Consider the following 1,045-nt stretch of genomic DNA (forward strand, 5'->3'; position numbering starts at 1 on the left):
TTACTTGACTGTAAAACTCTCACTCTTACCGAACTTGGCCGTAACCTGCCAACCAAAGCGAGAACAAAACATAACATCAAACGAATCGACCGATTGTTAGGTAATCGTCACCTCCACAAAGAGCGACTCGCTGTATACCGTTGGCATGCTAGCTTTATCTGTTCGGGCAATACGATGCCCATTGTACTTGTTGACTGGTCTGATATCCGTGAGCAAAAACGGCTTATGGTATTGCGAGCTTCAGTCGCACTACACGGTCGTTCTGTTACTCTTTATGAGAAAGCGTTCCCGCTTTCAGAGCAATGTTCAAAGAAAGCTCATGACCAATTTCTAGCCGACCTTGCGAGCATTCTACCGAGTAACACCACACCGCTCATTGTCAGTGATGCTGGCTTTAAAGTGCCATGGTATAAATCCGTTGAGAAGCTGGGTTGGTACTGGTTAAGTCGAGTAAGAGGAAAAGTACAATATGCAGACCTAGGAGCGGAAAACTGGAAACCTATCAGCAACTTACATGATATGTCATCTAGTCACTCAAAGACTTTAGGCTATAAGAGGCTGACTAAAAGCAATCCAATCTCATGCCAAATTCTATTGTATAAATCTCGCTCTAAAGGCCGAAAAAATCAGCGCTCGACACGGACTCATTGTCACCACCCGTCACCTAAAATCTACTCAGCGTCGGCAAAGGAGCCATGGATTCTAGCAACTAACTTACCTGTTGAAATTCGAACACCCAAACAACTTGTTAATATCTATTCGAAGCGAATGCAGATTGAAGAAACCTTCCGAGACTTGAAAAGTCCTGCCTACGGACTAGGCCTACGCCATAGCCGAACGAGCAGCTCAGAGCGTTTTGATATCATGCTGCTAATCGCCCTGATGCTTCAACTAACATGTTGGCTTGCGGGCGTTCATGCTCAGAAACAAGGTTGGGACAAGCACTTCCAGGCTAACACAGTCAGAAATCGAAACGTACTCTCAACAGTTCGCTTAGGCATGGAAGTTTTGCGGCATTCTGGCTACACAATAACAAGGGAAGACT

At 45.3% G+C, this 1,045-nt stretch carries 1 protein-coding gene; it reads left to right on the plus strand.

Annotated features, from left to right (window positions below; genetic code table 11):
* A partial coding sequence (locus K5Q92_RS23730; protein ID WP_010129817.1) for an IS4-like element ISVsa5 family transposase occupies positions 1-1,045 on the plus strand: 1,045 nt, incomplete at both ends.

The sequence above is a fragment of the Shewanella sp. MBTL60-007 genome, assembly GCF_019654915.1.
Taxonomy (GTDB): domain Bacteria; phylum Pseudomonadota; class Gammaproteobacteria; order Enterobacterales; family Shewanellaceae; genus Shewanella.